Below are 23,173 nucleotides of genomic sequence, written 5' to 3'. Positions count from 1 at the left end.
TCCGCCAGTTGGCCGGGTATGCCCAAGTACTTCTTTCATCTCACCGGACAGATCTCCGCTCACGACATTCTCGGCCACGAAGGCGTAAATGATGACGAAGCCAAGGATCACGGCAGCTTCATCGCTTATAGGATCGGGACAGAGCAGCCCACCATGATACGCAACTGAAACTTCATTCAGGTTATGAACGAGGAAGGTGATGAAACCGCCAAGGTGCCCCTCGCCTCAACCATGGTCTGAGGCAAACGATCTGAGCGGGGCCTTTTGGGCTTACTCCGACATCGGCTTCGATTCTTCGTCGCCAGGTGCATCGCTTTCGACTTCGCTTTTGGCTTAGTGCCAGAAATCATCAGCCTTCCCGTCCGGGCGGACGCTAATTGAACCTTGTACGCCTTCACTGAAGCCACGACCGATACCGAAGACTCTGCTATCGACATCTTGGCCACGAGGATTCTGGCTTCTGAGAAGTCCATTAGCTCCGGTCATCCGGTTTTTCGTTCACGATGTCGTCCGGGATCTCGCGTAGGAAATTCTGGCCCTTCTGTAGACGGCGACCAAGGGTCTCAATAAACCCCCCAAAACGTTCGCGGCCCTTGATCTGGGCGGCAGCTTGCGCTTCGTTCGGCAAGGGCGGCGTGATCGTCAGCCAGAAGCGAATGAACAAGGCGAGTGTTTCGGCGGTCAGGCCAACATCCCGCTCCAGCCTCTGCATTTGTCGCGACAGCCGGTCGAGACGGCGCGCGAACGCCGCCTCGCGCCGATCCTCTCCATCTGGAGACAGAAACGAGGCGACCGCCGCTTCCACGATCGCCGATCGAGAAAGTTTCTTGCGGTCGGCAAGATCGGCGACCTGCCTCAGAAGCTCCGGCGGAAAATACACATTCATCCGGTCCCGCATGGTCTCACAACTCCATGCCATCATTGGGGTCGAGCGAGACCTGTCGGGCGATGCCACGCATCTGCTGGCGCAGAATGCGAGCTTGGCTGACGGCATCGTCCGACTCGTCGTCGAGTACAATGGCAAACTCTTCCGCCGGCCTCGGGTCGGTCGTCTCCTTGGCGATGGCGACATGGTCGGGAAGCTCGGGTTCGCGGCGCAAGCCGCTATTGGCAGCGTCCTGTTCCGCCCTCCCGATTACTGCTGGCAATACCGTGACCGGCGTCTGCGGCTTCAGCACCGACCACGCATCCGTCCGTGACGACCGGCCGGACTTCGCGGGATCGGGTGGCGCCAAGACCCGTTCGGTAAAACGGTGATCCTCGTAATAGCGAGCCTTCTTCGCCCGGATCGGCGGCGTACCGGCCACCATGACAATCTCGTCATTGGGCGGGAGCTGCATCACCTCGCCCGGCGTGAGCAGCGGCCTCGCTGTCTCCTGCCGCGAGACCATGAGGTGACCAAGCCACGGATTCAGCCTGTGACCAGCATAGTTCTTCATGGCGCGCATCTCGGTCGCTGTCCCCAGCGCATCGGAGACACGCTTCGCCGTGCGCTCGTCGTTGGTGGCAAAGCTGACGCGGACATGGCAGTTGTCGAGGATCGAGTTGTTGGCGCCATAGGCCTTTTCGATCTGGTTCAGCGACTGCGCGATCAGAAAGCTCTTGATGCCGTAACCTGCCATGAAGGCCAGAGCGGATTCGAAGAAGTCGAGCCGGCCAAGCGCCGGGAACTCATCGAGCATCATCAGGATACGGTGACGGCGATCCTTCGCATGCAGATCCTCGGTGAGCCTTCGGCCGATCTGGTTCAGCACCAGGCGGATCAGGGGCTTGGTCCGCGAGATATCAGACGGCGGCACCACGAGGTAGAGGGTTGCTGGCCGCGGATCGGCAATCAGATCGGCAATCCGCCAATCGCAGCGACAGGTCACCTCGGCGACGACGGGATCGCGGTAGAGTCCGAGAAACGACATGGCGGTGGACAACACGCCCGAGCGTTCATTGTCAGACTTGTTAAGCAGCTCGCGTGCGGTCGATGCAACGACGGGATGCGGACCTTTCTCGCCGAGGTGCGGCGTGGTCATCATCGCTTGCAGCGTCGTCTCGATCGGCCGCTTGGGATCGGAGAGGAACGCGGCAACGCCGGCCAGTGTCTTGTCCACCTCGGCATAGAGCACATGCAGGATCGCGCCGACGAGCAGCGAATGGCTGGTCTTCTCCCAATGGTTCCGCTTGTCGAGCGATCCCTCCGGATCGACCAGCACATCGGCGACGTTCTGGACGTCACGCACCTCCCATTCGCCGCGGCGGACCTCCAGCAGTGGATTGTACGCCGCCGACCTGGCGTTCGTCGGATCGAACAGCAGCACGCGGCCGTGCCGCGAGCGGTAGCCGGCAGTGAGCTGCCAGTTTTCGCCTTTGATATCGTGAACGATCGCCGAGCCAGGCCAGGTCAAGAGCGACGGCACGACCAGGCCGACGCCTTTGCCGGATCGGGTCGGCGCGAAGCACAGCACATGCTCCGGGCCGTCGTGACGCAGATACTCGTGGCCGAGCTGGCCCAGCACGACGCCGTCGGCGCCAAGCAACCCGGCTGCCTTCACCCCGCGCAGATCGGCCCAGCGCGCCGAACCGTAGGTTTCGACGTTCTTCGCTTCCCGCGCCCGCCACACCGACATGCCGATCGCCGCCGCGATCGAGATGAAGCTGCCGGACGCGGCGATGAAGGCGCCCTCGACGAAGACCTGTGGCGCATAGGCATCAAAGATGTACCACCACCAGAAGAAGACTGGCGGATAGTAGACCGGCATCCCGGCGAGTTCGAACCAGGGCCGGCCGAGTTCAGGTTGGAAGCCGAGCCGCCACGCCGTCCATTCGGTGGCGCCCCAGATCGTGAACAACACGATCAGGAAGACAACGATGATCTGGCCCCAGAGGATTTTGGTCGCGGACATGGCGAACGTCCTTCTTGTGATGAAGCGTTGTGGAAACGATGGAGCTACAAGCCCAGGTCTCGTTTGCGACCAAGGGTCCACTCGATACCGCCGCCGCCCTTGGTAACGCCTGCGACGTGCTGGCCGAGCTTTTTCTCGATTTCGCGCGACCAGGGCACGAGCTGGAAGCCGAGGCTGTTGTCGATCATGGCGAAACGGCCGGAGGCGAGCGTCAGGCGTTGACGATAGGTGCCGGCGACATGCTCGCCAGTCGCGGCCTTCATGTGTGGCAATCCCGTCGTGGCTGAGAGTTTTGCACCCACCGCGTCCAGTTCGCGTCGACGCAAGGTGTTCAAGAGATCGCGCTGGATGATGATGCGCTGACCCTGCCGCCGGGCGAGCCCTTCGCCGGCAAGATGTTCGGCACGAGCCTGCATGGCGTCGCGCGCTTCGCGACCAAACCCGTCCATGGCCAGCGGCATCGGATCGCGCTCAACAAGTCGATGGTCGATCCAGGTCGCGCCGGGCGCGGCGATCTGCTGGTTGAGGTCGAAATCGCTGCGGTTGGCGAGCACCAACATCGGGCGCGGGTCGTCCGGGCTTCCGAAGCGGCGAACCTCGACGATCCCTCCGATGGGCGGCGCGTGCTCGAACGCCTCAATGCCCCGAAGGCGAACATGGTGGGCGCGGCCGTCCGTACCGTCGATCACGGCATAGGCCTCGCCGGTCAGCTCGTCATGAAGTCCCTTATCGACCAGCCGACCGATGATCGGCGATCCCGGCTTCTCACTATCGATCATATAGTCGGCAACACCGCGGGCCTCCCCGCGCTCTGTAAAGGCGCGGTGCATCGTCTTGATGATGTCGCCGCGCATGCCGAGATCGCGAAGGTTGCGTTCGGCCTCTAGCCCGACCATCCATTCGCCGGGGCCGGCCGGCGCGGCAAGGCCCATCTTCTCCAGATGCTGGAGCCGTCCGATCATCAGGCGGCGGATTTCGGGATCGGCCGCGCCGGGATTTTCAAGGCGCAGGTTGATGGCGCCGGCTTCGTCGGCCGCCATGCGAATCTCAACGTCGAGCCGCGTCCAGCGTTCGGCCGCGATCTCCTTTTCCAGGGCATTCCGAATCTCGCGCTCGGGCTTCGGACCAAGCTCGATCGAGACCAGTTCCTCGGCGCGCGAGCGCAGGCCCCGGCCGATGTAATCTCTGGATATCACGAGGTCGGCGCCGGTCTGATCGACGCCGCGCACGAGCAGATGAACATGCGGATTGTCCGTGTTCCAGTGATCGACGGCGACCCACTCGAGCCGAGTACCAAGATCGACTTCCATTTGCCTGGCGAGATCGCGCGTGAAAGCTTTGAGATCGGTCATCTCGCCGGCGTCCTCGGGCGAGACGATGAAGCGGAAATGATGCCGGTCGTCCTTGCAGCGCTCCGCGAAGCCTGCGTCGTCAGTGCGGTCACTACGGGCATCGAACATCACCGCCTTCTCACTGTTACGGGTGACGCCGTCGCGCTTCAGATAAGAGAGATGGGCGGTCAGCGGTGCGGAACGAAAGGAACGGCCTTGATGGCGGACAACGCGCGCCTTCACCACCACGCGCCGCGCCGGACTGAACAAGCGATTGCGGCTAAAGCTGATCCGGCCACGCCCAAAGGTCGAGCGCCCATAGCTTGAGGAGCGCTTCCCCGCAGCCGCAAGACTCGAGGTGGGACCGGCCTTCTTCGCCGCACGCAGCACTTGGCTGATGAAGCTCTTGGCCCTAGGCGCTCGCGTCCCGCGGATACGGCCGGGCCGGATGCGTAAATCGCTGTCGCCTGCGCTCACGGCAAAGGCTCCGCGAGCATGAATTCGCAGACAGTGCCGAAAACATTGTTGAATTCATTGGCGAAAGCATCAGGCGCGGCACGCGCCTCGACCGACCGGCACGGCCGAACCCAAGCCATTCCAATGGCTTGTGGTTCGACCGGCGAGCCTCTTTTATCTCGCCGTCCCACTGTCGTGCTTCCCTGCTGCTCTCGCCTTCCCAGCCATTCCATCCCGGAGCACGCCATAGCGCGCCAGACTGCACATCCCGTCATTACAGGCCTCCCGCACTGGATCGAGCAACAAACAGGCTGCGCGCTTGCGGCAGGTTTGCAGAGATATTGCGCATTGGATCGCCCGCCGGAACGTGGTCCGATCGACGCTCAGCCGACACACGATCGACAGCGGTTGCGCGTTCAAATCTCCTGATAAACAGCGGCGCCTCGGTCCATGACTTCGAATGAAGCGCTGCCACGGAGATTGGGCCGGCGAGTTCATCGCCACCGAACAAAGGAGCAAGGGTTGCCACATAAGCGCGGGTCTCGGCCGGCAATGGACGGCCCGCTAGATATTGTTCGTAGCGGCCCGGGCCCGCATTGTACGCCGCAAGGAAACCGGGCGAGCCGTAGCGGTTGTGCAGCTCGCTGAGGTACGCCGCACCCGCCAGGATATTGTCGCGCGGATCGTAAGGATTGTTGCCCAAGCGGTGACGTATGCGCAGGTCCGCCCAGGTCTCGGGCATGATCTGCATCAACCCCATCGCGCCTTTTGGCGATCTGGCCCGCGCGTCTCCGGCACTTTCGGCGGTCATCACGGCGCGTATCCAGTACGCCGGTAAGGCGAAGCGGCGTGAGGCCTCTTCGATCAGATTCGCAAACGACACGGCAGCCCGTGCGCTCGGCGGATGTCTGTTTGATGCGTTATCAGCTTGTGCGGCATTAACCTGCACGATCGCAAACGACAACACCATCACGACGGTACAAGCTGCCGTCCCTAAACGACGCAAGCATGCCGCCGTGCTCGCGCCCGTCCAGGGTAAAGCTGCTTCGCGCCGGCCTTGCGGCCGCCCTGGACCGCCGCTGTGCGCGGCGGCTTTGCGAATTTTGGTCGGGACGGAGGAATGGTGCAGCGTCCGGTCGAACAGAGGAATGGCAGATCGAGAAGGAAAGATGCGCATCATCACTCCTCCGCGATCCACACAGGGAACGCGCGGCCGATGACGGCAGATGCCGCGATCGGCCCGAAGTACCGTCCGTCCAGCGAGTCTTTGGACTGCCAGTTCATCAGGAAGAGTTCGTCCTCGCCGATAACACGACAGCCGTGCCAGACCGGCAGTGGCCGGCCGCGGCTGTCTCGTTCGCGCGCTTCTCCTATGTCGATCGCATCGACCGAGATAGTGCGCCCGCTTCTGCAAACCGTTTGCCCCGGAAGCGCCAGTACGCGCTTCAACATGGGAATGCCGACTGGCAGATAGCCGTTCAGATCAAGAAAACTCGCCAGCGGCTCTGGTGGCTGGATGGCGACGAGTTCGGTGACAAACAGCCTGTCTGCGGGCCGTAAGCGATAGAGGCCAAGCGGTACACTTTCGGAAACATTCCACACGTAGAGTGGAACTGGCTCCGCGACGACCGGGGCAACGAGAACGGTGATCCCGACAAGCATGACTGCAAGCGCCGCGAACCTACCATTCATGGCGCGATCCTCCGCCGGTGAAGCCAGGCCTGATGCCGCGACTTGGTGTAGCTCCGTGGAGCTTCGTTGACGGACATGCGGTTATGGACGTGATGCCAATAATCAGGTGCAGCGTCCGCGGGATCGATGCCGAGCGCCTCGATCGCATCGACCAGTTGCAGCACCCGCTCGACCTTGGGCCAGCCTGACAATCGCAACAGAATGTCGCCGCCGGGTCTCACATAGGGCACCGTGGCGCAACGCTGACCGGCCCCGACTGCCCGCAAGATGTCGATCCGCGAGATGACCGTGCCGAAGTCATTTGAGGTCCAGCGAACGAACGCGAAGATGCTGCCGGGCGCAAATGACACAACGCGCCGGCGGCGATCTAGAATCTGCTCTTCGACAATGCGGCCGAAGCGAATCCGATTCTCGATACGCTTCTCAAGCCACAGAATCTCGACCTGCGTGAGATCGCTCATGAACCTCCTCCATGTTTGAAAAGATGAACCCGGTTGCAGTTCGACGGCGACGATGCGCGTCGGTCATGCTTCAGGGATCGCAGACACCGATCGCGTGGGGTGAGACCTAACAATCGATGCGGATGCTTGACTGACCGCAGTGCGATCGGGGCCCGGCCTTGCGCAGAGCACGCCTGTTGCCGGAGCCGCTTCTTACGAACGCGCTGGCTCTGAATTGGATCGGGGAGCGAGACGCGAACTGTGCTCGCGCTGAACCTTGGCTGGTTATCCCCAGCAGCAACAAACGCCGGGTCCGTTAGAGAAAATCCGAAGGATTTTAGGTTAGGAAAGTTACGGACGCTGCAAAGCGTTGAGCAACAAGGCCTTAGACCCGATTTTGGTCCCCGATAGCACGAGGACCCAGTCCCTGATGGCACGAGGGTTGCGGTCCCCGATAGCACGAGCTGATTCACAGGTCGTCCTCCGATGGAGGAACGAGCCGGCGCTTGCGCAGCCGTGCAGCGAATGGATCGATCGGGTGAGGTGCGAAGATGAGACGCTCGGTGCCGCGGAGGTCACGTTCGATAACGAGCCGATAGCCAGGCAATGTCTGGCGACGGACGATCTCGCGCAAATCGTAAGCAAAATGCTTGAGCGGCGAGAGGCTGCCGGACTTGGCGTGAAGGTAGATAAAGTCGAAGCTCCAGCCGCCCTCCTGGCGACCGCCATGCTTGCGGACGAGCCGATAAAGCCAGCGCTCAAGTCCACCGGTCAGATCGAAATAGGCGGGGTCAATTGTCAACACGAGCGCGTCGTCCACGACGCCGGCGTAGAACCAGTCCGGCAGGATTAGCTCGAGCCAAATGGTCGCCCATGTGCGTCGGCGGTCTCCTTCCACTCGTTAATCCAGGAGAAGCGATGCCGCCGCCGTTCGGTCGGCTGGCGGATCGAGGTCAGCACGGTCGTTGATTGCAGCCTGTCGAGACCGGCCTTCAGCCGATCATAATCGCGTGCACCGGTGCCGCGGCCGACGAAGGTCAGAATTTCATATGGTGTTGCAGCCATCAGGCGCGACGTCTTCAAACCGGCATCACGCGCCTCGACAATCTGCGAGGCAGCCCAGATCAGAACGTCCGCGTCCCAGATGGTCGCCATGCCGTGCTCTGGCACGGCCTCGACACGAATGGTGACGGTTCCCGCGCGAAAATCGATCGGTACGACACGCTTGGATTTGGCCAGGGAAAAGAATGGATAGGCCATCAGATCCTGCGCATCGCGTGGCGCGAGATCGCCGGGCAGCGCGCGAAAGAGATCGAGCTGTTCGCGTTCCGATTTATGCCGATGCCTCGTCACGACCCGCTCCCGTGACAATCAGCGTCGCTCTTGACCGGCATACGGACGCAGCACCGCCTCGTGTTTCTTGGCGGGCAGCACGGTGCCCTTCCCCGGATCGGACGTTGACGTTTTGGCACCGCGATCCGCCCAAGCCTGCAGATCGTCGAGCGCATAGACGACGCGGCCGCCGATCTTCCGGTAGGTTGGACCGGTGCCGTAGGTGCGGTGTTTTTCCAGCGTGCGGCCGGAGAGACCCAAGAAGCGCGCAGCCTCGGGGGTGCGCAGAAAGCGCGGCGGCAAGCCGGCCATAAGATCGGGCATTTGAAGGCTCCGTGGTAACACTGCGCATCAGCGAGAATTGTTGCGCGTCGGTGGTCACGATGGCGGAGCAAGGCCGCGAAGGGGGATGCCGATGATCGCGGGGTGCGGTTGCGATACCCCGGCGAAATCAGCGTTACTTCTGTTTGCGCCTGTAGCGCAGCAACTCGCGATAGCCGCCACGCATCAACGCAACGCCGCTCTGGACCAGGCGAATGGTGCGATTGCGGAGATCGTGGGTTTTCCAGGCACGCTCGGGGATGCGCTTCTTACCGAACAACACTTCGGCGACCGCACGATAGGTACCGCCGTCCATGCGCCCATCGAGCGCACGAACCGCCAGAACCAAGCGTTCGCGGCGTTGAGGAGATAGTTCGTGAAATGCCGGGCCGGGCGCTCGCCCATTGATGGCCCGCCACAGTCGATGGGCAGCGTGCGCGCGAACTTCGAAATCAGAGTCGAGCGGCAGCACCGCCGTATACGACATGCTCACCGTCGGCGGCTCCGCCAGCCACAGACGATGCTCAGCTCCACGAATTCGCAGAACTGCATGCCAACCGTCAGACGCTCGGCGCAGATCGCCCACCGTCAGATCGATGGGGCCGACGCCGTCAACATCCGAAGACGATACAGACCGACCGATCGGCACCACCGTCGGCAGAGCCTCGGGCGCCCAGAAAATCGTCTGTGTGTTGAACGACCCTTGCGGGTCATGCGCGAAAGCAGAGGCCCCATCTCCTCCTGAAACCGGCCGTCACATGATGGACGCGTCCGGCCCTGACCATCTCCTCGTAGTCACGCCGATAGTCCGGATTGCGACGAAGGTATTCCCAGGCGATGCCGGTGATTTCGGCATCTTGTACGCGCTTGTACGACTCTGGCGCTCGCCAGTCGAATTCAGGCATTGCTCTGACCCCACGCAACATATTGAAGATTGCGGGGCAATAAATTCGGATCCAAGAGGTTGCAGGAAGTCCCCGATTGAGCATCGCGCGCGATGCTTCAAAGTGATCACTGCACGAAAAGAATTGTTTTTCTCGAAAGAAAGTTCGTGTGACTGGCTTTTTCTATTTGGTCGCGCCACCGCGTAGCAAATGACGATAACCATGCTCAGTCATCCATTTGGCGCGGGCCAGATGGCTTTCAAACGCATTGCGCGCACGAACTGGTTCGCTGTCGGGATCAAGATGCAGCACGACCCGCGCGACTTCTCGCCAGTCGGCCCCCTCAGACTCGGCGGAGAGAAGGCGCATATACGTCACAACATGCTGCTCGTCGTAGACCGTCAGCGCCGGATCGGTGGGCGCAACGTCCGCGACGTCAGGATCGAGCGGCGGTGTCTGCATCGTGCTCCTAGCGATAATCCCTAAATTCTTACGGCGATGTCGAGGTTGCGTGCAGCAGCACCTTAGTCGCATTTAAATCTCAGCTGCCAGCCTCATCCGCGAATACACATTATAGGAGATAAACCTCATAGTATGTAAAGACGCAAGTTGCGCGAATGGATATGCGCAAACTTGTGGGCCGAAATTTCGAACGGCTGAGAAGGGAAAAAGGCTTCACCCAGGAGCGTTTCGCTGAGGCCTCCGGCTTCACGCAGCAATATATCAGCGGTCTCGAACGCGGCCGGCGAAATCCGACGGTCGTAACGCTATTCCATCTTTCCAGCACGCTCGGCGTCAGTCACGTCGAGCTCGTTCAGCCCGATGATGAAGCGCGCGACGAACGGCCGAAGACAACCAAGCGAAAGACTTAGAGAAGAAGCTAGGCTGTGCAGGATGCAGACACTGGCTTCTCTGGGGTAGTGATTCTCCTGTTTTTACCAGACAAAAGTTGGGCTGTGGCCTTCGCGAGCCGGGCCGCAGGCCCGGCGAGCCCCGGACGCGGATACGCGTCCGCCGCCGATCCGGAAATCGGATCGGCGGCAAATTGCAAAGCATAAAGCCTCGATAAGCGCTGGCCGCGCAACCAGCTTCCGGCTGCGCGGCTATTAGCCCGTCAGGCAACGCGTTCCAACAGTCGCTTCGCCTTACCCTCAAGTTCAAGACGCTCGTCTTGATGCGCCTTGCCACGGGCCAGCGCGGTGATCCCTTGCACGAAATCAAACACGCTTTCCGGTGAGCGGCCTTCCTCATACAACACGGTCTCGATGATTTTCGCCGTCTCGGATCTGGAGAACCCGCGCTTGCGCAAAAAGCTGTCACGGTCTTCGTCGCTGCGGGCGACGATCCGCTCGCGCGCGGCCTTGATACCGGCGACGAACGGCGCGGGCGAAGAATTGGCGAAGCTCGTGAGCGCCGGTGCCGCCTCATGAGCGAAACGCTGTGCAGCGAATTTCGAATGCCGGATGGTGATTTGCTCGAAGTTCTCGACGCCCCAGAGATTGCGGTTCATGCAGACGGCTCGAAGATAAAACGAGGCGATGCCGAGCGTCTTCGATCCGACTTCACTGTTCCAGCAATAGAAACCCCGAAAATACAAATCCGGCGATCCATCCGGCAGACGTCCCGCCTCGATGGGGTGCGTGTCATCCACCAGAAACAGGAACACGTCGCGGTCACTGGCGTAGAGCGTCGTCGTGTCCTTGGTGATGTCCACAAATGGGTTATGCGTCATCGTGTTCCAGTCGAGCACACCCGGCACCTTCCAGCGTTTATCTTCGGTCCCATTGCCCGCGATCTTCATGACGGCGGCGACCAACTCGTGATCCCAAATGCGGCCATAGTCCGGGCCGGTCACGGCGCGAAGCTCGACACGACCGTCATCAGCCTCCAAGGTTTTCAGCAACTCGGCGCGGTGGGACAGCAAGCCGTGTTGCAGATTGATCCCAGCCAGCGGCGCGGGAAGCTGCCGTAGATAGGATGACGGTGCGCCGACAAGACTGCACAATTGCCCAAAGCTCCAATGCGTCGGCGCAACGGGTTCATCACGCCCCGGCACGATCAGGTCCAGCCGCTCGGCGCTGTCACGGCTTGCCTCCGCCCTGACCGCACGGCTTTCAACGGTGCGGGTCTGCGCACGCTCGGCGCGGCGGCATACCGCTTCATAAAGATCGGTCAGGCTCAGATAACGCTCGTCATCGGGTCGGGAAAACCATTCTGACGACACGCGGCCAACACGCTCGCCGCGCGACACGTCCACGCGAAAGCCGCTGGAAACAAGCTGCTCGTTCTGGGTCAGGGACATCATGGTCATGAGTCATTCTCCTTGAGGCTGGGTTGAAGCGCAGCGCTGCGCTGCAACCCTGCCCGTCGGCGAGACCGGGGTAGCAAGGGCAAGGGCGGCCGGAGTGGAGGGGGATCACCCGCCCAGCGGGGCGCGCGTCTGCACGCGTCTGGAATTCATGCGTCCTATGAATTCCTCTTGGCGCGGAAGACCGGGGAGACCACTCCGGCCGGCGCCGGCTTCGGCGCTTTACCCTTGCGCGCGCGAGGGCGGAGCCCTTAGCGATCCTTCAAAAACAAGGAAACCGAAGGTCTTCCCTTCCTTCTGCGCGACGGTGGCCTAAGCGCAAAAAAAGCCCCGCCTCCGAAGAGGCGGGGCGCGTCGATCCGGTTGGATCAATCGCCGTTGCGGCGGGACCAGATCAGCGTGAAGCTGTCGTCGCCCTCGCCTTTCACCAGCGAGGCGTAGATCGGTGCCGGGAAACTCGGATCATCGAGCTTGACCGAGAGATATTCGCGATCGGTCTCCCGTGCGGTCTTCTTCCAGGCAGCGCCGAACTCGGTGGCGCCTGTCAGGATGCGATAGTCGGGCGCCTTGTCGTTTTCCTTGTCGGTCGCGACGAATGTCGCCTTGACGTTGAGCGTCAGTGTCTTAACCGAGCCGGTGAAGCCGTTGTTCGACGCAGTGAAGGTTCCGATGGTAGCCATGGTGGTCTCCGTTCTGTTGTCGGGCCGCGACCATCGCAGCCTCGATGGCGGTCCTTGGCCCGGGGAGCGATCGGCCCGCAGCCGTCAGGCCCGCAGCGCAGCGGAGGACGGCGGCAGACGGCTTTTTTGCCTCGCGAGGAATGCCGCCACTTCGCGGCAGGGGAAAAAAGCCGGCGTAGCCGTTGCGGGAAGGCGATCGAGGCGCAGCCGTCCCCCGGGCCTGTTCCGTCCATTCGAGGTTGCGTGTGACGCGCCCATAAACGGACTGATGGAGATACCATGAGCGCTGCCTTCGCCATCGCACAAGGACATAGCATCGCTGGTCGCACAAAGACGCGTTTCCACGCGTCAACGAAGGTGAAGGCGTGATCCGACGAACGATAACGCGTGATTTCGCATCGCTGCGCAGCGGTTGGCGTGCCCTCAGCACTAGACCCATGGAGTCCGGCTCGCAATCGCCATGTCAGGAACGATCGATACTCCCGTCGCGATCTAACCCCTTGGATGAAAGGCGAGACCGTCGATCAGCAGCAGTCAATATCGCACTCGCGCCAAGGCATGATCCGCGGCGACGTGCCGTCCTTCGGACGGGTTCACTGGCGCCGACCATAACGCGCCCTTCCCCGCTGGCTTCAGCTTGAAAAATGCTTCGCTTTGTAGAATGTGCCCAGTCGAGGGCATGCGTATCGTGAGATTGGCCGCGCGCCCGATGGCGCGCGGCCAAAAAATTTCGACAGCCTCACGATGACAAACCGGGACCGCGTGGGCGGTCCCGGTCATGCCGCTTACTCCGCGGCGACGGAATAGGCGTCAGAGCTCGTCTCCGTGGCGGCATCCGCCTGCGGTGGTTCGGCAAGCTCTTGCGTGGCTCGCGGTGTCCGCATCAGCACAGGCAGCCAGCCGGTTCCGACCAACGACTGCTCGGCAGCTTCCGCCATGTCCTGCTTCTTCATGTCCGTCATCCGGTCAGCGGCCTCATTGCTGACGGCTTCCCGCACGGCGGTAAGAATATGCGTCTTGGTGACGCGACCCAGATAGGTCCGGACGGTCGGTGTCCAATGCGCGGTCATGTCGAGCGACACGGCCTCCGCCAGCCTGTCCGCCGTTGCCACCGCACGGGGCCTGCGCTCCGACGGCAGCCTCACCGCGTTGACCGTGAGCGCGACGCAATGCGCGAACAGCGCCATGCGGCTATCATGGTCAAGCTCCACGACGAACGTCCACAGATCGGATAAGTTGCGCGGCATCTGCGCCGCCCAACGAGCTTGCTGATCTGCCCATACTCTGCCCGCTTTCGTATCCTCGATACCATCCGCATGTGAGGCCAGTACCGTGCTGACCGGACGGATATCGAGAACGTGGGCATCAGCTCCTCGATAGAAGATTTGCGCAGCGAGCGTATGGATCACGGCAACGACGGCGACTTCCGGCTGCTCGCTCAATGCGAGGCGAAGTCCGAGGGTCCGATGTGCAGTGAGATCGCAGATCAGGATGTCCGACAACGGTTGGTGTTCGTCGGCATCCTCATCCTCCGCGCCCAAACCGTCACCCTCGGCTTCACCATTCGAGCCGGCTCCGCCGTCATAGACGGCGTCACCGCCCTCTCCTTCGCCGCTTAGGTCCTGCGTTTCCGACTCCGGTTTTTCGTCTTCGACCCGCATGAAACCGCGCTCGATGCGCACGATCCCATCATAATTGAGGATAACAAAAGCCCCGCACCGCGCGATGTCACCGGGATCATAAGCTTGACGCTGCGCCTCAAGCCGCTCGATCTTGGCCTCAAGCTCGTTGAAACGCGCTTCGACATAGTCCGGCAATTCCTCGGCGCTCTCGTATTGCTCCGTCAGGCCGTTGAACTCAGCCTGTGCGACATCCAAGGCGCCCTGATCTTCCGCCGACAGGTCCACCGGTTGCGGATAGGTCCGGCGCAGCCCGTGACTGTGGGGATAGTCGAGATGGACTTGCGCCCATTTCCACCCCTCAGCCTCCTGCAAGGCGGTCGCTTCGCGCCCCAGCTTCGCCATCACAAGGAGGTCGAGAAGCGCCACATCCTCGAAATAGCCGCCGCGATCTTCGGTGAAGAGGTCGCGGAGAATCGTGCCGCCCACCTCGCTATAGGCTTCTGCGCCGACAAAGATCGCGCGGCGATCCGTGGCGGCGACATGGGTTTCTGTGAGCAGGCGGCGGATCGTGCTGGCATCGCGATTATAGGATAGCCGCTCATAGGCCGCTTCCTGCCGGGCATGGTCCTCGGTGATCGCAAAGGCCGTCAACTGGTCAAGCGCCAGATCACCGTCGCGGTAGATTTGCATCAGCCTGGGCGACACCGCACCCAGACGAAGGCGCTGCCGCACCACATGCGGCGTCACGCCGAACCGGGCGGCGATTTCTTCCGCACCGAACCCGCGTTCCTCCGCCAGCTTCTTGAACGCCTCGAACTGGTCGGCGGGATGCATGTTCTCGCGCGTGACGTTTTCATCGAGGCTAATTTCGAAGGCGTCATTCGCGGTGTCGATGACGCAGCGGATTGGCTCGGCCTTCTTGATCTCCTTGCGCTTGACGCGCAGAAGCTGCGCCAGCCTGCGGCCTTCGCCGATGGTGACGAAGTAAAAGCCGGTAGCCGCACCATCACCGTCCAGTTCCGGTTCGACAACAAGATTTTGCAGGATGCCTTTCGCGGCGATGCTAGCCGCATAAGCCTCAATCGACGCCTCGCTGTGCGGCGTCTTGCGGGCGTTGTTCGGGGACTTCTTAAGCTTGTTGAGCGGAATGAAAATCTCCGTCCCGCTCTGCGTGACGATTTCAACATTCTGGGCAGACATGGTCGTTCTCCTTTCGGGGGTTGGGGTGCAAGCGCAGCGCTGCGCTGCACCCCTGCCCGTCGGCGAGACCGGGGTAGCAAGGGCAAGGGCGGCCGGGGCGGAGGGGGATCACCCGGCCTGCACAAGCGGATTCCGATGGTGGTAGCTGTCTGGTCTTGACGTCCGCGCGGAAGGTTGGGGAGACCGCCCCGGCCGGTCCCGGATCTTCCGGGACTTCACCCTTGCCCGCGCGGGGGCGGAGCCCTTAGCACCCAAACAAAAAGGGCGTCTGCGCCGCAGCGAAGCGAAGGCCAGTCGGCAGTCGCGAGACCGGTTAAAAAGGCACCCGCAGGAGGGTCAGCATAGCGCCGCCGCTTGGCGGGACCCGGGACCGAGTGCCTCCGGCGAGCGACACGTCACCGCGCGAAGGGATCGAAGCCGAAGGCCGAGACGCATGTTTGCGGCTCGGTTTACGAGAGCCCGACCGGCCAAGCCGGACGCGAAACGCCACGTCTGCTCTCGATTCGCCAGCTAATTTTGCAAAGCAGTATCGAGTAGCCGGGCAAGTCGTACGCCGGCTTTCTGGAGCTGTGTCTTTACGACCGGCTCGTTCGCATCAAGATAATGCGCGCTGACGTTTATGGCGCCACTCGTCACGTCGCATGACGACCCCCGCATGACACAGTACATCGTTCGGGCGGCCTCCGTGATCGCAAAGGATTCGTTGGCCCAGTCGCGCGGTACGGAAGCATTCCATTTCGCTTTCATCTCAGGGGTGATGACCGCAAGGAGGTCGGCCACCGCTTCCGAAGCATCTGGACCAACCGCATACCGAACGAGACACGTGTCCCAGACCGCGTGAAGATTGCCCGGACACTGTCCACTCGTCCTGATGGTATTGCCGCCTTTGTCATCGAGGAACGAGACGTGCAGTGGCTGGTGTATATCACCGACCCAATGCCCCAACGATTTTAGCGCAACCAACTTGCTCGCATCCGTATTCTCTTTTGCCTGGAGAGTTTTGAAGTCGGACAGGATCGCGGTGAGCACGCACGCGTCAGCCAACGGGCAAGCGTCGTAGGTCAATCCTCGGGAATCCCGCGGGAGATTCAGGAAATGCTCCGATGCTCGTATGCGCGGGTGGTCCGGATAGATGCAGGCGTCCGAGAAGGTCTTGAATTCACCATCGAGCTGCATCAGCCGGTTAATTGCGGCTTGCGTGTTCGGCTGCACCAGACGGAAGGCGATTTCACAAATGACTTTGTGGCCCAAATCTCCCCAGGCGCGAGCTTCGCCCCCGAGCAAGACGAGCGTCAACATCGCAAGCAGATAACAGATCCTATGGTTTGACCTTCTCACGCGGCCACGTGATCTTCTTTATCGGCGCCGCGCGCGACAATCTGCAGTGCCTTAGCGTCTTGGTTGGACATCATCGATAGGAATTACACATTTTGCGATCCTTCACCGCGTGTCGCGCGGATTGAATTTCGGCCAGTTTGCGAGCGGTTTCAAGAATGGCAGATTGGCCGGGCGTTCTGGATAATGAAACTCTGATCCGCGCAGCCAGCGGCCCTGGGAGCGATCCCGAACAGGATCGCGTCCATCTGCCAGGTGAATTTATAGACTTTCCACACCCCGTCGTTTTGGATGGTCTCCGGTCGAATTGAAGGTTAAACTGTTGAGTTCGCACAGCGCGTCGATTTCGGCCCGGTGAGCGCGAACGTAGGTGTCTTCCAGAGCGATGTGATAGGGCCGGTCGGCACGCCAGAATTACGGCACCTTACGGCGCTGATGATCGACGACAGATACTGAACGTCGCAATGGATCGAGTTTGCACGGCCGCCTCGACTTCCCGATCTCAATTCATAATGCGATCGCCTCGGCTGGCAATTCCCCTTCGCCCAGCCGTGGTTACGCACCTCGTCCAGCCAGCCATCGCATGCTTGCGCAACGCTTCCGCGTGCGGGTGACGGTAGACGTTGCGATATCCGTAGGAAATCACGAGCCTGCAATGCTTGTTCTTCGGCATCGGCACTGACGCTACACCCGCATTAAAACGTGCACCATGATGGGTGGCGAGAAGATGATCCACGTTCTTCGCCTTGGCGTGCGCGAGATGCGCATAGTCTGCGTCGCCAGTCAGCAAAGCGGATCGTCCGCTGGTGAGCATGACGAGGACCGTCAGCCCGCTGTCGTTGAGATCACCGGCAAACCCCTGGCTCTGGACCAGTTCGCCAAACGGAAAGTGGAGTCGTGCCTTGGCCGGTCGCACGAGCAGATTACCCTTTCCTGCAAGAATCCGCGCCAGACGCGCGGCGCCGGGCCCCAGCCGCTGATCGGGAACAATCCAGGGACAATCGAGGAGATGCGGGAGGTGAAAGGCGCCGTGAAGATGATCCCAATCCCAATGCGAGAGGATGATTGGAGGCTTCTCGCTTCGCTCGATGTCAAAATCGGACGGAAAGCTGTGGCTATTGAAAGAAATCGGAAACCCGACATCGAAGTGCAGAATGGCCCGGCCGGAATCATCGCAAAGTGAGATGAAATTCGCCTGGCCGACGTCCCTGACCAGGACCGATGCCGCCTGTGGAACATTCTTGAGGATCGTTGATATTGCGGCGCGTGTCGCCGGCTTCGGCAACGCCGCGCAGGCCGCGACGAGCGAGCTGGGCAACACCGACCGCGGGGCAACAGCGGCGCCGAGAGTTTGGGGTCTCGATCGCGGGCTCGCGGTGTCATCTGGTGACTCGAGCCGCCGCGCGTAGGTCATGGCGCCGCGTGCGTGCGTTGAGTAGCCGTTGGCTTCCAGTTGAGCGTGCCAGGTTGGCGGACCGGAAGCCCCGGGCTCAATCTCGAGATGAAACCAATCGCCTGGTGCCGGTGTTGCGCCCGCGAAGTTGCGAAATCGGGCCGGCGTCGTCACCACACGTAGCAGCGCGAATGGCTTGGTCTGTTCGGCGCGGAACCCATCCAAAAGCTGTGGTCCAACGCCATCAACATAGTCGGCATCGATGCAATCAAACTCGAAGGATGCACGGCGGTGCAGGCTCGTGCTCAAGGAATCCACCCGCGTGACGCGCGCGTACAATCCCCTGCGAGGAAACTCTGGTGGGATGTCAAAGAAGAAAAAAAAGAAGACAACCTCCCGCGAGCAGAAATATACCCGGCGCGTCTTCTCCGCGAGCGCACGCGCATTTATTGTATAGCGGCGTGCGCGCGCCGATCCAGGCTATTCGTAGGGCAATTCGCCGAACAGACCAATCATGAGGTCACCGTCGAGTTGCGCGAAGGGGATATCTACGTAGTGATCAGGATGCCGGGGCTTCGCCCTCCCGTCATTCGGACCGTTCCTGGTGTGCCCCCGGACCTGTTCGCCGCTTTCCTTAGTATACGGCAAGATGACCAATCGACCGTGATTGATCGACCGGATGGTGCCTTCCTTCCATAAGGTGCTTGCCTCGGAATCCTTGGTGGAAGTTGTGTGTTTGACCTGCCAGCCGATGCCGCCATCGTCTTCGTACCAGAAGACAATGCCGTTCGAGACCAACACCTTTTGGCCATTGGCCAATGCTTCCGCCAGCATTCGCTGCACGCTCGCGAGTTGTAGCAACTGATTGGCCCGCGGCAGTAAGATCTGGCGGATCTTGGCTTTAGTCTGTCCCCAATGAGTGTCGGCGCTGCAACCGAAACCGTTGGCGATCCGTGCCCGCATCGCTTTTGCCGCGGATCGCTCACCCGCCGTGTAAGGCTTGGACCATATATTGTCGTGCGAGAGGTAGAGAATCGAACGGTGCCAACGGCGAGTCGGCTGCCCGACCATCACGACCCTCAGATAAGGCATGTTCGAAAGTTGATCGCTCAATTCTTGGCGGAAAGGCTCCGACTCCGCCGAGAGCACGATTGCCGATGGGTCCGGCCGCGGATCGCTCGCGTGCCGGCGCCGTGCTTCGGCCAGCATAAGCTCCTCTTCGTCGTGAAGACGCTCTTTGGATTGCAGGTTTTTCGCGACTTTAAGCTGAAGCGAATGCTTCTTCGTGGCGTCCATCTCGCGTGCTGCAAGCGCGTCATGGAGCGTCTGGTTCAGGACGGCGGCCCCCGACCTTGCGGCTTCGCGATCCGGATAGACGTCGCCGCGTACGCGTCCATCCTCAGTTGGCACCCTGCGGTCGCGCCAGATCGGAGCTTGGTCGCCCTGCTCCACCAGCTCCTGCATCAACCAGTTATCGAACAGCGGGCGATAGTTCGGCCACACAGCGAGTGCAGTATCGAAGTCGCGGGGGTTGTCTCCCCATTTCATTTCAGGCCTCTCCACGACGTCAGATGCACCAGATTGATACATATACCATAATAGCCCCTTAAGGGCCTAATAACGATATAAAACAATCTAGCAGTTGACACCTGGCGCTTCTTTAGATTAATTTGTATATCAAATTAGCCCTTAGACAGCCAAAATCAGATGGATACCAATCTACGCACCCTCGGTCCGGCTGAAGCGAAAGTGGTCTTGTCGCTGCGCGAACAGGGGCGCTCGGTCGTGCGCACATCCGATGTTCTGGCCGTTCTGGGATCGGACACCACCACGCGCAAAGTCATTCGCAACCTGGTCCGCAAAGGTTGGTTCTCCCGGATCGTCGGCGGCCGATACATGCTGCTGCCGCCCGAACATGGTCCCGAGAACCTCGGCGAGAACAACATCCTTGCGCTGGCCGCTGCGGCGGTCGAGCCATCTTACATCGGTTGGTGGTCGGCAGCGGCGTATCACGGGCTCACGACGCAAAAACCGATGACGATCTTTGTCGCCGTCCTGCGGCAGACTGCAACAAGAGTGATCGAGGGCAGCGACGTCCGTTTTGTCAAAGTTATGCCGCGCAAGTTCTTCGGTCACAACACTTATGACGTCTACGGTCGCACCGTCTCTATCTCCACACCCGTCAAAACCCTGATCGACTGTCTGGACCGGCCCGAACTCGCCGGCGGTCCGGCCGAGCTCACCCGCATCGTGCACAGCGGACTTGGCGAGATCGATCCGCAGGAATTGCTGGCCACCGCGAATGCAATGAAATCCCGCTCGGTGTTGCAGCGTCTGGGATTCATAGCCGATCTCGTTGGCCGGCCACTGCCTGAAGAGGTGCGGACGACGATCAAACAGGCCTTGCCAAAAACCTATCGGTCTCACTTCGGTCGTGCCTCTCGTCGCGCCGACGATATCGGCTATGTTGCCGGCTGGGGCCTCTTTGTGAATGCGCGACGCGAAGAGCTGCTGGCGGAAGTGCCGCGTATCAAAATACGGGACATCCATTGATGTTAAGCGTCAACGACCTCCGCAAAGTTGCCGCGCGCTCGGGCGCGCGCGATATCGGCAACGTCGAGATCGACGTCATCCTAACGTACCTCCTCCAGCTTTTCTTCGACAAAGGCATCACCGAACATCTTGCCTTCAAAGGCGGCACCATGCTGCGCAAGATGGTGTTCGGCCCGCGGGGTAGACTCTCCACTGATCTTGATTTCACACGCCGCACTGATATCCACATCGACGAGCTAATGCTGTTGATGCTCGACGCACTCGCGCAGCCCTATCACGGAATCTCATTCCGGTTCGACAAGGACAACGATTGGTATTTGACCGACGACGGTTGTGCTGCCAATCCCGTCTGCTTTCATGAGGGCAATCCGAAGGGCGTAAAGATCAAGCTTCAAGTCAGCATGCGTGAAAGCCCGGTCATGCCTGTCGCGTCGGCAGCGCAACTCGAACAGGACTACTTCAAGCTCCTTGAATTCGCGCCGGCCGCGATCCCCTCGCTCGCCTTCGAGGAAGCCGTCGCCGAAAAACTCCGTGCCGCAAGCCAACGTTCCAAAATCCGCGACTTGCACGATCTTTCGGAAATCGCCTCCCGCCCCGTCAACCGCGAACTCGTTCGATCTTTAGCGGTTCTAAAGCTCTGGAACAGCGGCGGCGCCGGTCTCGACTACGCGCGTTTCAGCGAGCGGGTGAAAGGCGGCACTGACTACGATCTGGCCGACCTCACCAATCTTTTGCGCAAAGACCAAAAACCCGATCTCGACGGCATGATCCGGCGCGTCGTCGACGGCTATCGCTTTCTCGGCGACATGACCGCGGCGGAAAAAATGCTCGCCGCAGATGGCGCGCAGAACAACCGCAACGAGGCGACAGCGCTCATCGCCACGCTTACGGCTGAATAGCGAACGCCGCTCACTTTGGTGGCGCAGGGTCGTCGACCGCCACGGCGTCTCCAGAAGCATTAACCCTCGGAGTCTGAGCGTTCGGCTGCTGTTCTACGCGCAGTACGCTGTTATCGAGGAGGCCTGCCTGGACAAGATAAATCTTGGTCGGAGCGGAGAGAAAACTATCGAAGATCCACCGTTTCAATATCTGTGCGTCGATGCCTGCCTCGTGCAGCAACACGGCATGATAGAGGACCGAGAGCGCTTCGCTCTTGATGTTGGCATCCTTCAGAAATTCGGAATAGCTGACGTCGTGTCGCTCGCCGCCGAAATGCGAAATATCGTTCCGCAATTTCGCGCATCCGGCACAGAAAGCCCGCAATTTCTTTTCGCCGAGACCCAGTGGTAACGCCTTGAATACCTCGAAAAGCCGTTGCTCAAGAGATGGCTCGTGCGCATGTTCAAGGCGTTTTTTCAACCATCGCTTGTCATCCGCATCATCGATCTTGTCGAGAATTCTGCTGACCTTCGCCGTGACCGCAGTTGAGCCACCGCGCCTCTTGCGGTGAAAGGCTTCAAGACCCCAGATCAGGTTGACAAAGCGGTGCTCGATATACATGGCCATGCCGCGCCGCAGGCCGAGATAAAGGTAGAACCCTGGACCGAATTCGTCCCGCATCGCTTTCCAGCGCGACCAGATCGCGCCGAACCTATCGCGGAGCTCTGGAAACGTGGTGATGGTGTTGTAGTGCGACGGCGCCTCTATCGCCTCCTTATTCTTCATCCGTAGAAAATGCCACCGGCATCGCGAGCCATCCGGGAGATCCATAAACGGCCAACCCAGTTCGTAGTCAGAACCCGTCAGCAGCTTGAGAAGGTCTTCAAACATCTGGAATTGAAGACCGATATCTTTCAGGGTGTTTGCTTCGTTGAGATTCAGCTTCGCGTAGGCTGTCTGTTTGAGCGAATAGGCGTGCGTTCCGAGCATCCCGGCTGCATCAGCCTCAATATCGAAGATGAGAGTCAGGATCCCGTCATCATCCGGGTAGCTGATGTCGTCACGGGTATTGTAGCTCACGGTGATCGCGCCGGGTGCGTCCCCGACCTTGATCACTCCGAGCCGGAGCCAGTCCTCGAACCCCGTCAGCGGAATGGTCAGCATGGCAAACAGCGGTGCATCCACGCCAGTTGGGAAGGTGCAGCGGCCGATCAGGCAATGGGCGGCGGAGAACTTTTCATAGGATATGCCGTCGGTGCTGAATCGTCCGCCGTTCCTGATCAGATCGCACAATAGAACGCGGTCGCCGCTGCCTTTCATAAGACCCTGGATGCAGCGCGTCACGGGTTCACGGGCTATCGCTGCCATCGGGCCGTGCGGGTTCGATAGATAGCCGTCAAGCTCGAGGACGGCGCGTCCATTGTCTTCAACACGCAGCAGTCCGGCGACGTGCGCGTCGGGAGCGAGCAACTCTTCGGCGATTGCCTCGTCATGCCACCAGAACACACCGCGCTCTTCAAACACGCTCATCACTATCCACACCTAGAACTCTGAGGGCCGGACGTAATCGCGCCGCCCAGCACATACCATCGCGCGCTAACAACCTAGCCGTCCGGAATCGTCAGTCTATTTCAGCAGGATCGGAACGCATGGGAATGACTTCGTATTTGGAAGGCAAATTGACTGGGCGATAATTCGAGACTGCCTGTATCCGCCTAACAACCGACTCGTGCACAAAAGCGTGCTCCGGAATAGGCCGCGGCTCCGCATCCGGAAGGTAATGTCCGAAAAATGACCCGCGCGTGCCGCACTCTTTGTATCTGTCCGCTTTAGGGATCCACTCCAAGACGCGC

Annotated in this window: 21 protein-coding genes and 1 pseudogene; 4 read left to right on the top strand and 18 right to left on the bottom strand. The window is 60.7% G+C overall.

Going from position 1 to position 23,173, the window contains the following annotated elements; all coding sequences use genetic code 11:
• Positions 1 to 18: 18 nt before the first annotated feature.
• The gene (locus AB8A23_RS11285; RefSeq protein ID WP_439059730.1) at positions 19 to 168 is read left to right on the top strand and encodes a hypothetical protein; all 150 of its coding nucleotides are present in this window, start codon (positions 19 to 21) and stop codon (positions 166 to 168) included.
• A 304-nt stretch (positions 169 to 472) separates the two neighbouring features.
• Here the strand turns inward: AB8A23_RS11285 and AB8A23_RS11280 are convergent, their stop codons facing one another.
• The 11 genes and pseudogenes from AB8A23_RS11280 to AB8A23_RS11230 all read right to left on the bottom strand — a co-directional run bounded on the left by AB8A23_RS11280 (position 473) and on the right by AB8A23_RS11230 (position 9,812).
• Positions 473 to 898, bottom strand: coding sequence for a CopG family transcriptional regulator (locus AB8A23_RS11280; protein ID WP_439059731.1), 426 nt, complete (start codon positions 896 to 898; stop codon positions 473 to 475).
• Positions 899 to 902: 4 nt separating this feature from the next.
• Complete coding sequence (locus AB8A23_RS11275) at positions 903 to 2,894, bottom strand: conjugal transfer protein TraG (protein ID WP_439059732.1); 1,992 nt, start codon at positions 2,892 to 2,894, stop codon at positions 903 to 905.
• 44 nt (positions 2,895 to 2,938) lie between these two features.
• Positions 2,939 to 4,702, bottom strand: coding sequence for a relaxase/mobilization nuclease domain-containing protein (locus tag AB8A23_RS11270; protein WP_439059733.1), 1,764 nt, complete (start codon positions 4,700 to 4,702; stop codon positions 2,939 to 2,941).
• Between the two features lie 253 nt (positions 4,703 to 4,955).
• On the bottom strand, positions 4,956 to 5,861 hold the full coding sequence (locus tag AB8A23_RS11265) for a lytic transglycosylase domain-containing protein (RefSeq protein WP_439059734.1): 906 nt from the start codon (positions 5,859 to 5,861) through the stop codon (positions 4,956 to 4,958).
• Positions 5,861 to 6,373 carry a S26 family signal peptidase gene (locus AB8A23_RS11260; protein ID WP_439059735.1) on the bottom strand — a complete coding sequence of 171 codons (513 nt, stop codon included), beginning with the start codon at positions 6,371 to 6,373 and terminating at the stop codon, positions 5,861 to 5,863. Before AB8A23_RS11260 ends, AB8A23_RS11265 begins: the two co-directional genes overlap by 1 nt.
• Positions 6,370 to 6,834, bottom strand: a complete 465-nt coding sequence (locus AB8A23_RS11255; RefSeq protein WP_439059736.1) for a DUF2840 domain-containing protein — start codon at positions 6,832 to 6,834, stop codon at positions 6,370 to 6,372. Before AB8A23_RS11255 ends, AB8A23_RS11260 begins: the two co-directional genes overlap by 4 nt.
• A 448-nt stretch (positions 6,835 to 7,282) precedes the next feature.
• Positions 7,283 to 8,073: pseudogene (locus AB8A23_RS11250) on the bottom strand (replication initiator protein A).
• 111 nt (positions 8,074 to 8,184) lie between these two features.
• Positions 8,185 to 8,469, bottom strand: a complete 285-nt coding sequence (locus AB8A23_RS11245) for a helix-turn-helix transcriptional regulator (protein ID WP_262047337.1) — start codon at positions 8,467 to 8,469, stop codon at positions 8,185 to 8,187.
• A gap of 133 nt (positions 8,470 to 8,602) precedes the next feature.
• Positions 8,603 to 9,118, bottom strand: a complete 516-nt coding sequence (locus tag AB8A23_RS11240) for a DUF2285 domain-containing protein (RefSeq protein WP_439059737.1) — start codon at positions 9,116 to 9,118, stop codon at positions 8,603 to 8,605.
• Between the two features lie 58 nt (positions 9,119 to 9,176).
• Complete coding sequence (locus tag AB8A23_RS11235; RefSeq protein ID WP_439066021.1) at positions 9,177 to 9,371, bottom strand: transcriptional regulator domain-containing protein; 195 nt, start codon at positions 9,369 to 9,371, stop codon at positions 9,177 to 9,179.
• Between the two features lie 162 nt (positions 9,372 to 9,533).
• Positions 9,534 to 9,812 carry a DNA -binding domain-containing protein gene (locus AB8A23_RS11230; protein WP_439059739.1) on the bottom strand — a complete coding sequence of 93 codons (279 nt, stop codon included), beginning with the start codon at positions 9,810 to 9,812 and terminating at the stop codon, positions 9,534 to 9,536.
• A gap of 155 nt (positions 9,813 to 9,967) precedes the next feature.
• On the opposite strand from AB8A23_RS11230, the gene AB8A23_RS11225 reads away from it, so the two are divergent.
• Positions 9,968 to 10,222: a helix-turn-helix domain-containing protein gene (locus tag AB8A23_RS11225; RefSeq protein WP_315843642.1), complete on the top strand. Its 255-nt coding sequence runs from the start codon at positions 9,968 to 9,970 to the stop codon at positions 10,220 to 10,222.
• Positions 10,223 to 10,464: 242 nt separating this feature from the next.
• Here the strand turns inward: AB8A23_RS11225 and AB8A23_RS11220 are convergent, their stop codons facing one another.
• From AB8A23_RS11220 to AB8A23_RS11195, 6 genes are all read right to left on the bottom strand, one after another.
• Positions 10,465 to 11,661, bottom strand: coding sequence for a DUF932 domain-containing protein (locus tag AB8A23_RS11220; RefSeq protein ID WP_439059740.1), 1,197 nt, complete (start codon positions 11,659 to 11,661; stop codon positions 10,465 to 10,467).
• A gap of 365 nt (positions 11,662 to 12,026) precedes the next feature.
• Positions 12,027 to 12,338 (bottom strand): DUF736 domain-containing protein, encoded by a 312-nt coding sequence (locus AB8A23_RS11215; protein WP_439059741.1) that lies wholly within the window; start codon positions 12,336 to 12,338, stop codon positions 12,027 to 12,029.
• 785 nt (positions 12,339 to 13,123) lie between these two features.
• Positions 13,124 to 15,160 (bottom strand): ParB/RepB/Spo0J family partition protein, encoded by a 2,037-nt coding sequence (locus AB8A23_RS11210; protein ID WP_439059742.1) that lies wholly within the window; start codon positions 15,158 to 15,160, stop codon positions 13,124 to 13,126.
• Between the two features lie 510 nt (positions 15,161 to 15,670).
• The gene (locus AB8A23_RS11205) at positions 15,671 to 16,459 is read right to left on the bottom strand and encodes a S1/P1 nuclease (RefSeq protein ID WP_439059743.1); all 789 of its coding nucleotides are present in this window, start codon (positions 16,457 to 16,459) and stop codon (positions 15,671 to 15,673) included.
• Positions 16,460 to 16,997: 538 nt separating this feature from the next.
• Positions 16,998 to 18,197 (bottom strand): metallo-hydrolase/oxidoreductase, encoded by a 1,200-nt coding sequence (locus tag AB8A23_RS11200; protein ID WP_439059744.1) that lies wholly within the window; start codon positions 18,195 to 18,197, stop codon positions 16,998 to 17,000.
• A 171-nt stretch (positions 18,198 to 18,368) separates the two neighbouring features.
• Entirely contained in the window at positions 18,369 to 19,436 is a 1,068-nt protein-coding gene (locus AB8A23_RS11195) for a hypothetical protein (protein WP_439059745.1), read from the bottom strand.
• Positions 19,437 to 19,595: 159 nt separating this feature from the next.
• Here AB8A23_RS11195 and AB8A23_RS11190 point away from each other — a divergent pair, with 159 nt between their 5' ends.
• Both AB8A23_RS11190 and AB8A23_RS11185 read left to right on the top strand, forming a co-directional pair.
• The gene (locus tag AB8A23_RS11190) at positions 19,596 to 20,441 is read left to right on the top strand and encodes a type IV toxin-antitoxin system AbiEi family antitoxin domain-containing protein (RefSeq protein ID WP_439059746.1); all 846 of its coding nucleotides are present in this window, start codon (positions 19,596 to 19,598) and stop codon (positions 20,439 to 20,441) included.
• Positions 20,441 to 21,340 carry a nucleotidyl transferase AbiEii/AbiGii toxin family protein gene (locus AB8A23_RS11185; RefSeq protein ID WP_439059747.1) on the top strand — a complete coding sequence of 300 codons (900 nt, stop codon included), beginning with the start codon at positions 20,441 to 20,443 and terminating at the stop codon, positions 21,338 to 21,340. Before AB8A23_RS11190 ends, AB8A23_RS11185 begins: the two co-directional genes overlap by 1 nt.
• A gap of 10 nt (positions 21,341 to 21,350) precedes the next feature.
• Here the strand turns inward: AB8A23_RS11185 and AB8A23_RS11180 are convergent, their stop codons facing one another.
• Positions 21,351 to 22,850: a HEPN domain-containing protein gene (locus AB8A23_RS11180; RefSeq protein WP_439059748.1), complete on the bottom strand. Its 1,500-nt coding sequence runs from the start codon at positions 22,848 to 22,850 to the stop codon at positions 21,351 to 21,353.
• Positions 22,851 to 23,173 lie beyond the last annotated feature (323 nt).

Origin of the sequence: Tardiphaga sp. 619_E2_N8_4, from assembly GCF_051810905.1 — a bacterium.
Lineage (GTDB): Bacteria > Pseudomonadota > Alphaproteobacteria > Rhizobiales > Xanthobacteraceae > Tardiphaga > Tardiphaga robiniae.
Note: the sequence above shows the minus strand (reverse complement) of the source record. Positions and strands in the feature narration are given on the sequence as shown.